General features: G+C 55.1%; 6 protein-coding genes. 2 read left to right on the forward strand and 4 right to left on the reverse strand.

The genetic code is table 11. The annotated features are described in order from the left end of the window. The 4 genes from ACGY09_RS24270 to ACGY09_RS24285 all read right to left on the reverse strand — a co-directional run bounded on the left by ACGY09_RS24270 (window position 1) and on the right by ACGY09_RS24285 (window position 5,577). Entirely contained in the window at window positions 1–3,012 is a 3,012-nt protein-coding gene (locus tag ACGY09_RS24270) for an FG-GAP-like repeat-containing protein (protein WP_373652391.1), read from the reverse strand. An 82-nt stretch (window positions 3,013–3,094) separates the two neighbouring features. Then, window positions 3,095–3,514 carry a carboxypeptidase regulatory-like domain-containing protein gene (locus ACGY09_RS24275; protein ID WP_397569773.1) on the reverse strand — a complete coding sequence of 140 codons (420 nt, stop codon included), beginning with the start codon at window positions 3,512–3,514 and terminating at the stop codon, window positions 3,095–3,097. 36 nt (window positions 3,515–3,550) lie between these two features. Then, a complete protein-coding gene (locus ACGY09_RS24280) occupies window positions 3,551–4,546 on the reverse strand; it encodes a DUF1559 domain-containing protein (RefSeq protein ID WP_397569774.1) in 996 nt (331 codons plus the stop codon). A 146-nt stretch (window positions 4,547–4,692) separates the two neighbouring features. After that, window positions 4,693–5,577, reverse strand: coding sequence for a hypothetical protein (locus ACGY09_RS24285; protein ID WP_397569775.1), 885 nt, complete (start codon window positions 5,575–5,577; stop codon window positions 4,693–4,695). 504 nt (window positions 5,578–6,081) lie between these two features. Between ACGY09_RS24285 and ACGY09_RS24290 the strand changes: the two genes are divergently transcribed. Both ACGY09_RS24290 and ACGY09_RS24295 read left to right on the forward strand, forming a co-directional pair. After that, a complete protein-coding gene (locus tag ACGY09_RS24290; RefSeq protein ID WP_397569776.1) occupies window positions 6,082–7,200 on the forward strand; it encodes a formylglycine-generating enzyme family protein in 1,119 nt (372 codons plus the stop codon). A 563-nt stretch (window positions 7,201–7,763) separates the two neighbouring features. Next, window positions 7,764–10,247: an FG-GAP-like repeat-containing protein gene (locus tag ACGY09_RS24295; protein ID WP_397569777.1), complete on the forward strand. Its 2,484-nt coding sequence runs from the start codon at window positions 7,764–7,766 to the stop codon at window positions 10,245–10,247. Window positions 10,248–10,296 lie beyond the last annotated feature (49 nt).

The raw sequence follows: 10,296 nt of genomic DNA on the forward strand, positions 1-10,296 counted from the left end.
TCAGTCCTCTGCCACTTCTCGCGAGACATGCATTGCAATCACCGAAGCACTCTGAGGAATCACCGGGGAGATCGGAATCAGATCCGGTTGTTCCTCTAAACATAACCATTCGTGGTTGGCTTGCACATTTAGGAAAGTTTGACGGATGCCACTTGGCCAGCGAATCGTAACTTCGCTTGCCAATGTGTGTTGACCCAATCCGAAAGTAAGCGACCGCTGGTTGCATCCCTGATATCCATCCCCTGCCGTGAGGTGTTGCGTCTGCTTGCGCTCTCCGGCAAGGACGGTGACGATCGCTCCGATCGCGTCACGGTCAGATACAATCCCCCTTAAATGCATGACGAGCGAGTGTCCGGCGGACGTTGTTCGGTTCGTCAACAACGCGGCGGGGGCTTCAAGATGAGAAATCGCAATGTCTTCTCTCCCATCACGATTCCAGTCAAGTCGGCACATTCCTCGTCCCAGATACTCACGCTGAAAGAACGGGCCTGCGGATTGGGGAGAAATCTCCTGAAAGATTCCATCCTCCCGTCCTCGAAAGATTTGTGGACGCATCGCGTACGGCTGACCGTATGCTCGCTGGTCGTCCACATGCCCGTTCGTTACCAGAAAATCGCGAAGGCCATCCACATCAGCGTCAATCGATTGAACTCCGAAGCCAAGCACCGGAAGGCTGGGTTGTGTTAAGCCGACAGACGCGGTCGCATCGACGAAGGCGTCGTTCTCAACCTGAAGGTAGAGGGTGTTCGATTCCATGTAAAAGTTGGTCACGAACAGATCCAGCTTACCATCGCCATTAAAGTCATCCGCTGCAATTCCCATACACCCTTGTGCCTGGCCGTCCGCGTTAAGTGCGACTCCATGCGATAGTCCCACCTCTTCAAACTCAGGTGAGCCACCCCGGTGTGGCGCGCGATTGGTGTAAAAGAAATTGGAGACAAGATCATTGGCGACGAACACATCGAGTTTGCCGGACTGGTGGAAATCCGCGATCAGAAGCCCCAATCCTTTGCCGTTCGGCGCTGCGAGACCTGATACCACGGACGCGTCGCTGAATGAACCGTCCCCGTTATTGAGCAGGAACTGGGATTCCGCTGCAGGAAACTCGAAGGGAGCACACATCCTTGGCACGCCATCTTTATGGTGGCACATCCGTTCGAAAACATCTTCCGCATACAGATAGTTCACTGCGTACAAGTCGGGCCATGTGTCGCCGTTCAAGTCGGCGATCGCGCAACTTGTCGTCCAGCGCCCTTCATGCGGCGGCAGCAGATGAGTCGTCTCACAAAAGGTACCGTCCCCTTCGTTGTGAAAAAGACGGTTACCCCCGATGTTTGCAACCAGAAGGTCCGGGAATCCGTCATTGTCGTAATCGCCGAAAGACAGCCCCTGACCGAACCCGGACTCACGAATTCCGCACGAGTCGGTTACATCCTGAAACTGGCCTGTTCCGAGATTCCGGTAGAGCCGGTCCAGATAGTCGGTTTGCGAGAGTTCGACCGGCCATTTGCAGCCCTGGGTGAAATAGAGATCGGGCCAACTGTCGAGGTCAAAGTCAGTGCTTCCGACCCCACCCCCTGTGAATTCGAACATTTGCTGACCCGCGGTTTGGGGGTCGGCGCTATTGAAATATGTAAAGTGGATTCCTGTCGCTGCCGCGTCATCCGAGAAAGAGATGGCTGTTGGGATCGGAGAATTCGTCGAGGCAAACGCCTGACGTTCCTGATTCGTGACAGGCCAGTCAGGTACGGGGTACATCGAGAGATCAACGTGCAAGGCGGGATTGGATGCTTCGTCCGTCAATGGCGAAAGATCTGTCAGTCGTCGTCGCGCGCTTTCGATCATGAGGGGTGGCCAGGCAGCTTGCGGGTCCAGACGCTGGGCAAGCTGGCTCCAACCCCAGGCTTCCCAGTAACGGCCCAGTCGTTCCATTTGCTCTGCTACGCGCTGAAGCGGTTTCAGCGATTCCTGCACTCCCGTGAAGAGAGCCGCTTCCGCATCTTTGAGTTCTTGCAGGAGTTCTAAACGATGCAGAAAGGGTTGAGCCCGCTCCACTTCATCGGGCTGGAGCAGCAATTGCGACATGCGGTTCAGGGCAAGTCGGTAATTGGGATTCCTGCGAATTGACTCCCAGTAACAGCGAATGGCTGCATCGTTCATGCCTTCCACTTGCGCTCGCTGCCCGAGCGCCAGCCAGATTTCTGGATGCTCCCGGGCGGATTCGCAGAGTTGTGAATTCCAGGCGACAAATTCGCTAAGGCGAATTTCCGGTGCTGCAAGCAGTCCCCCGAGCAAGGCTTGAGCGGAAATCTGCTGGGGGTCAAGTTTCACCGCGAGCGCCGCCCAGCAACGCGATTCATCGAGGCGTCCGGCCCGATAAGCATTCCATCCCATCCCCAGTGCAGCGAGCGGATCGTCTGGAGCGGCCTCAACGCAGGCCTTCAATAAGGGGGCATCGTCGTGAACGCCAGTCTCCGATCCGATGAGGATCAACTGGCTCGTTGAAAATGCTCCGAGGCGAATCAACTTCAGTGTCGGCGGAATTGCTTCCCATCGCTGGCCTGTCAGGCCGAGCAGATCTGCATATCCGCTGTTCGCCCCGACGTGTTGGGGATCGTGGCGAAGAACTTTCAAGTTGAGATTTACGGCAGAGGAAAGCTGATGCCGTTGAAAAGCAAGCAGGTGGGCGGCAACGGAGCCTGCATTGGCTTTTTGTGAGGTGTCAATTTCGCCAAGCTGTGAGTAAAAACTCCAGGCCTGATCGAACTGCTGCTCTGCAGTGGCAGAGGCACCCCCGATGACGATCGCCGCAGCATTGTTCTCGTCCAGTGTCAATACACGGCGGGAAAGACGAACGGCGTCTGCAAAGCGTCGCTCTTCAAAGGCCGCTCTCGCCGCAGCCAGGGTCGCGTCGAGATCATGAGAATCGAGGAGATAGCACCAGAAGGCCGCTCCGGCAAATGCCAGAGCGGCTGAGAAGGCAATCAGAGCTCTCGTCATTGGTCGAGACATTGCGTCACTCAATCGCCGGTGACATCACTGTAAGGCAAATCTGTAAAGAAGAACGAGGACACAACGAACGGGGATGAACCCGTCAGGGCTGCATATCGAATTTAAACGTATTGCCGCTCCGGGTGGGTTCAACTGTTGCGAGCAAGCCACTGGTCGCGGCTTGGCGGTACTTCACCGGAAAATTTGGATACGTCTTGGGAGGTGTCTTTGGCGGACCACCCGGAGGAGGTGGCGTCAGGACACTCGGAGGCGGTTCGACGTAAACACGGTACTGCCCTTCGATCAGGCCTTTGTCCATGATGAAGTTTCCGGAACCGTCGATGTACGCAACAATCCCCCCGCCATCCTGCCGGTAAAAGGTAATCATCCCTTCGGTGACAGGAGTTCCTTTGAACGTGACGGAGCCGGAAACGGGGTATTTCGGGGGCCCCGATTTTCCGCAACCATTCAACGCCATCAATATCAGACCAAATAAGAACAGATGTGATAGTGCGCGCTTCATATCAACCTTTCACTTTTTTCGTGCTCGCAAGACCACTTAAAACTCACCGATCGTTTTGCCGTCGTTCATGACGGAGAGCCTGATGAGTGTTCCCAAATCGACATTCTGCGAGATGAATCGAGCTGATCCATCTGCGAGAAGAATCTGGCATCCTCCCGTGTGATGTGAGTTCAGTACTGTATTCAAATACCAGGGCTGATTGCCGCTGGCGGCACCCGAAGCATTGATCTGATAACGGACAGTGGTGATCCCCACAACGATTTCGCATCCGGTGACCGCGGGGAATACGGTACGACCAAGGCTGGTGCCGCCCCAGCCACCCCAGTAGTTCGCGCGAACGTCCTGATTGTCGAGCGCAGCAGATTGCTCGCCCACAATCATGGTGTTGGAGGTGCCGTCAACCGCGTCACGCATGTTCTGGTTTCGCAGAGCGGGCAGCAGACCGTTATGACAAGCACGTCCAGAGTAAACGATGTCCGTACAAAGCCCCTGTCCGGAGGGATCCCAGCGATTGGGGGCTAACTCATCAACCCCACCCGAGATTCCGACGTAGTCCATGGTCTGGCCACGGTCGAAATTGTTCATGACCCCCAGTGTCGAATTACGGGGCAAAGGATTGGAGGGACAGTTGTAGACCGGAACGAGCAGTCCCCGGAGTACGGAGTTAATTCCGTACGTGCCGCCCCAGGCGTTGAAGTCACCCGGCTCGGAAGTAAAGGTAATCTGGTTGAAGACGGTACCTTGATCCAGATAGGGAAGAATGCTGAGCCGCCAGTTCCCCAGGTAGTTGGCGTGATTGCCCAGGGGAAAACTGTTGTAAGTGTCGTGGTAGTTGTGCAGTGCAAGCCCCATCTGCTTGAGATGATTCTTGCACTGGGTCCTGCGGGCTGCCTCACGGGCCTGCTGTACCGCGGGTAACAGCAGAGCGATCAGAACTGCGATGATGGCAATCACGACCAGCAGTTCAATGAGCGTAAATCCCCTCGCCTTTCGTAATAGATGCCTTACGTAGGACTGTCTCTTCATGATCATCAGTAACCTCCGTTCCCGAACAAAAAAGGCCTGCGGAATCAAATGTCGAAGCGAAAATGCTTGAAACACGACCCCTCAGAGCGGTAAGACGCGAAACACAAAAGAGCAAAAAGTAAAGAACGCTTCTTAGCGGGATATCATCTGCATCAGATTGTCGGCGTTGACACCGTCGTCGGAGATGGAAGGGACGAATCAGAAGTTTCTGACTCAGATCCTTTGTTCGGGATTGGAATCGGTCGCTGAACTGCGATCAGGACAAACAGTGCTGCGATTGTCAGAAACATCAGTCTGTTCAGTGTTCCTTCGGGAATGGACATATCTGAACGTTCGAGCTGAAACAGCACTGCAGAGAGTGGCGAATAGATTAGCGCTGCAAGCGCCCCTCCCACCGCGCCGGAGATCAGACGCTGCAGGTAGCCAATCGAATCTGTCCTGACCGAGGTCAGAAGCAATGACAAGCCCGCTGCCATTCCACTCCACCCGACAGCGTGACCGATGATCGTCTTCAATGAAGGGTCCAGCCCGAGTGTCTCAAGGTTCATTAGAAGTGCCGCTTCTAGTACGCCACCGGCAGCGGCGAACGTCCCTCCCAGTAGGCTGCCCGAAAGAGTCGTCCGAAGCATGGTCGTGGGTGAAGAATGTGGAAATGCAAGAAGCAAGCCGAAGAAGGCGCCCGTAGCAGCACCGAAGACACCCAGGCATGAGGCGGTCGTTTTATAGAGGGATGTCCAACGGTTTGACCGCTCTTTTGCCCAGGCAATCGGGTCGTCACGCCGGGCGCGGATTCGATTCGTCATTTCCACCGAGAGATTTTCGACAGGAAATGCTCCATCAAGCGACATGACCGCGGGGAGTGAAGTTGCCGCTCCCAGCAACGCGACGATGATCGTCGTCAGCAGCGAGAGGCGCCGGGATGCCACGTTCGTCGCTGGTGCCGTAATTACTGGCATCGCTGCTTGAACCTTGGTCGGATCCTCTGTGAGGCCCACTTGATCTCTCGGTGCCGTCGCGAGTGTCGAATCGGAATTCATTCGCAGCTTCCTTACGCCGAAAGGGCTGAAAACCAAGGCTGAAGCGTCAGACAGGAGTGATACCGTCGATTGCAAACGAAGTTGTTACAAAATATAACCAACAATCGATTTGTATACAATCGACAGTGGACACGCAAAGTGCATGCCGTGGGAAGCGGTTCCTCCAAGACGTCTGTCGCCTGCTGATGACGACCACCCTAGTAAGCAAGATGGGGGGACTACGACACAATTACTGCGACAATTCGTTGCAGAGCTGCCAGCCATGGCGGCTAATCGATACCGACGCCCGTGCTTGCATGAATGATCACTACCCTATGAGCGTAAATTAGTGAGCCACAGTTGTCGTAGTGATTTCCTTTTGACCACGTCGTGAGTGGACTCATAAAAGGGGCGTCAATGAGCGAACGTCGGCACCAAACTTGCGAACGGAATCTCCCGCGATTCCTCGTTCTCGAAATCAGACATCAGCGGCGCCTAAGCGACTCGATTTGCCGGAAAATGTGTATGACGATCCTCCAGGTCAAGACGACGTCCTTGCGGGGAAAGTGGGTTTCCGCGTTTCCAGTTCCGCTGATTCTGCTATTGTGTGGTGGCTGCTCGGACCCGTCGTTGTCATCTGACGAGGTCCAATGGCCGCATGCCAAAGTTGAGCTGGCGACGACCGCCTCCCCCCGGGCGCTTTCCCCTGATCTGGAGACCACGTCTGAGACGGCTGAAAGTTCTCGCTCCGCCGAACCACTCATCAGCTTCCAAAATAGTATCGGTCTTCGCATGGTCACGCTTCCAGGGGGGCGTGTGCTCATTGGTTCGCCGGAGAGTGATTCAGAAGCCCAGCCTGATGAGAAACCTCAGCACTGGGCAGACGTCAAAGGCCCGTTTTCGATCGGCGTCTATGAAGTGACCTTCGGCGAGTTCCGAAAGTTTGTCGCGGCAACCGGGTATGAAACGATGGCGGAGCGAGAGAATATGGGCTTTGCCTTCAATTCGCAGTCCAGGAGACTGGAACCCAAGGCCGGAAGTTCGTGGAAGTCCACGGGGTTTCTCCAAACTGATGATCACCCGGTAATTAACGTCGCGTATGAAGACGCAATGGCATTTTGTGACTGGCTCACAACAAAGGAACCGTTGAGATATCGCCTTCCCTCAGAACTGGAATGGGAATACGCCTGTCGGGGCGGAACGACGACGAAATGGAGTTGTGGTGATTCGGTAGAATCGCTGAAAGATTACAGCAACTTGTGCGATTCCAAATTGCAGGCGGCCTATCCCTTTGCCACATGGTCCGTGGAGTGGAGTGACGGTTTTGCTTTCACTGCACCCGTAGGTACCTTCCGTCCGAATCCGTTCGGACTCTACGACATGCATGGGAATGTGTTCGAATGGTGCGCTGACTTCTGGCCCGAGGTTGGTTATGACGGGCTTAAACTGCCTCCGTCCGACGAGCCGATTCCTTCCGGAGCCCGAATCACCCGGGGTGGTTCATTCCTCAGTTTGACCACTTTCACTCGATCTGCCGACCGTGTCTGCCTGCAGCCACAAATTCGAAACTGTATTGTCGGGTTTCGCGTCGTTTGTACGGATAAGGAACCGCCGGATGCTAAACAGACGGGTGAGTTGCCATGAAAGATTCTGTCCGTCAACGGATGGCGGTCAGCGTTGCGGTGCTCGCACTCGCGCTGTGTGCGCAGCATCTCGGTGCGAGTCACTCCCGAACTCGCTTGCTCGAGAATTCATCTCCATCCGTGGTTCCAGGTGAACGACTCATTCTCGAGATGCGGGGGGGCGACCTTCACTGGACCATGCGGTATCCGGGGCCCGACAAAAGATTGCACACGGCTGATGATGTATGCACGCAAGGACCATTTCATTTGCCCAGAGGCGTCGCAGTCACGCTTCAAATGAGCAGCGGCGATTACCTTTATTCAATTTCACTCCCTTCGCTGCAACTTCGGCAGATGGCAGTACCTGACCTGCAATTTGAGCTGGAAATTCCCCCCTTGCGTCACGAGTCGCTCGAGTTCGTCGGTGATCAGTTTTGTGGCGGAAGTCACCGTCGCCTGTCAGGACGCTTCATTGTCGATCCCGCTGAGAATTTTCGACGTTGGGTAAGTACCTGCGAACCGCGTTGATCGCCGTGCCCGAAGAGATTTTGACGAGAGAGATGGCCTGTGGCCGTGAGAGTCGTAATGCACCGATCAGCATGTACCACGTTCCTGTTCTCCGGAATCGTCGGAGTCGTATTCCTGATGGGGTGCGGCCGAGATTCGGCACCAAGCGCAGCGGTCGAGGTTCCTGTTGCGGTGGAATCCAAGTCCGATGATCAGGACCGCCCTGCGCGAGAGGACAGGTTGCCCGTCTTGGGAGAAATTCCTCCCTTCTCTCTTGTCGACCAGTCAGGAGAAATCGCTCGTTCCAGCAAGTACTACGGCAAAGTCTGGCTCGCCAATTTCATCTTCACTCGTTGTACTTCGACGTGTCCTCAGCAGACGATGAAATTGGCGGACCTGAGTGACCGACTGAAGACGGAAGTCGCATCGAACAAGCTCAGACTCGTCAGTTTCACTGTCGATCCAGAGTTTGACACACCCGCGATTCTCTCGCGTTACTCGGAAACTCGCAGGATTGATCATCGCTACTGGGATTTCCTCACGGGGCCGCGTCAGGATTTGTGGGAACTCTGCCGGCAGGGTTTCAAGCTGCCTGTACAAGAGGACGTAGCGAATGTTGCCATGCCAATCCTGCATAGCTCTCAGTTTGTCCTTGTCGATCAATTGGGGCGTGTGCGGGGGTACTACAACGGAATCTCCGAAAGCAGTTTGAATTCGTTGAAACGGGATGTGAAGTCCCTCATCGCGGAACTGAAACCGGTCCCGGACGAGATCATGTCCCCTCCCTGGCTCGATGAACGCGCCCGGCGCCAGAGAGAGCAGATCAAAGAGTCTTCAATTTTTCATCAGTTCTCTTTTGCAGATCACCGGGGTTCGAGCGGCATTGGCTTCGTGAACCGAGTGGTCCCCGATGCTGCAAAGCGGTATCAGGCGACGCACTACGATCACGGAAACGGAGTTGCCGCCGCCGACGTCGATGGCGACGGTCTCATCGACCTGTACTTTGTGTCGCAACTCGGAGGTCATCAGCTCTGGAAGAACATGGGGGGCGGGATCTTCCAGGACATGACTGAAACTGCGGGAGTCGCTCTGAAGGGGCGGATTGGTGTGACGGCGTCGTTTGGAGATCTCGACAACGATGGCGACCCTGATTTGTTCGTGACAACGGTCCGAGGAGGCAATGTCCTCTTCCGAAATGAAGGAAACGGGAAATTCACCGACGTCACGGCAGTTGCCGAAGTCGGTCATGTGGGACACTCTTCGGCGGCCGTGCTCTTCGACTACGACCGAGATGGCCTGCTGGACATCTTCGTCTGCAATGTGGGGGCGTATTCCTCAAACGAACTGGCCCCGGAGGGTTACCACGTTGCTTTTCCGGATGCCTTCGCCGGGCATCTGAAACCTGAAGAACGGAATGAGAAAAGCATTTTGTATCGCAATCTGGGCAACCTCAAATTTGCCGATGTGACGACGGATATGAAGCTGGTTGACGAAAGCTGGTCGGGGGATGCGACTCCACTGGATGCGAACCAGGATGGATGGATTGACCTCTACATCCTGAATATGCAGGGACATAACGAGTACTACGAAAACATCGGAGGCAAAGAATTTCGGAAGCGAAGTCGCGAGCTATTTCCCAAAACTCCGTGGGGAGCGATGGGAGTGAAAGTCTTTGATTTTGATAACGACGGACAGCTCGACATATACATCACCGATATGCATTCCGACATGAGTCAGCAGGTGGGCCCGGACAGGGAAAAGGAAAAGTCTCAGATGGTCTGGCCCGAATCGCTCCTTCAGACGAAAGGAGAAAGCGTCTGGGGGAATGCGCTCTACCGAAAGTTGGGACCGGACTCGTATACCGAAATTTCCGACCAGGTCGGTGCTGAAAACTATTGGCCGTGGGGACTGAGTGTCGGTGATCTCAACGCGGACGGGTTTGATGACGTGTTCATCACTGCCAGCATGAACTTTCCGTTCCGCTACGCAGTGAACTCGCTCTTACTGAATGAGGCCGGAAAGCGTTTTGTTGACGCCGAATTTGTCGTGGGGGTTGAACCTCGCAGCGACGGTCGCACTGCCCTTCCCTGGTTTGAAGTTGACTGCTCGGGAGCGGACGAAGGACATCTCGATTGCGAGGGACGAACGGGGCACCTGACCGTCTGGTCCGCCATCGGATCGCGGTCCTCTGTTATCTTTGATCTGGATAACGACGGCGACCTCGACATTGTTACAAACGATTTCGGATCAGAGCCACTGGTCCTGATCAGTAACCTGTCGGACCAGCAGCAGCTGAACTACCTGAAGTTGACATTGATCGGAAAGGGTTCGAACCGAGATGGGTGCGGAGCGGTTGTTGCCATCAAGACTGCCGACCAGCGTTCGCTGAAAGTGCACGATGGCAAGTCTGGCTACTTATCCCAAAGTGTTTTGCCTTTGTATTTCGGGCTGGGAACGTCGACCGTCGTTGAGCAGATCGAAGTTCATTGGCCCTCTGGACGATCCCAGACCGTGGCGGGGCCAATAACGGCGAATCAGTCCCTTGTCATTCAAGAAGAATGACAGGCGATTCAGGCGAACGGTGTACTCCCGGGGTGAAACGCGATGAACG

The sequence above is a fragment of the Schlesneria sphaerica genome (assembly GCF_044336245.1).
GTDB classification, from domain to species: domain Bacteria; phylum Planctomycetota; class Planctomycetia; order Planctomycetales; family Planctomycetaceae; genus Schlesneria; species Schlesneria sphaerica.

What these genes read in the sequence shown, in the direction of transcription:
- ACGY09_RS24270 (WP_373652391.1), bottom strand. Translation starts at nt 3,012, where the DNA reads ATGTCTCGACCAATGACGAGAGCTCTGATTGCCTTCTCAGCCGCTCTG.
- ACGY09_RS24275 (WP_397569773.1), bottom strand. Translation starts at nt 3,514, where the DNA reads ATGAAGCGCGCACTATCACATCTGTTCTTATTTGGTCTGATATTGATG.
- ACGY09_RS24280 (WP_397569774.1), bottom strand. Translation starts at nt 4,546, where the DNA reads ATGATCATGAAGAGACAGTCCTACGTAAGGCATCTATTACGAAAGGCG.
- ACGY09_RS24285 (WP_397569775.1), bottom strand. Translation starts at nt 5,577, where the DNA reads ATGAATTCCGATTCGACACTCGCGACGGCACCGAGAGATCAAGTGGGC.
- ACGY09_RS24290 (WP_397569776.1), top strand. Translation starts at nt 6,082, where the DNA reads ATGACGATCCTCCAGGTCAAGACGACGTCCTTGCGGGGAAAGTGGGTT.
- ACGY09_RS24295 (WP_397569777.1), top strand. Translation starts at nt 7,764, where the DNA reads ATGCACCGATCAGCATGTACCACGTTCCTGTTCTCCGGAATCGTCGGA.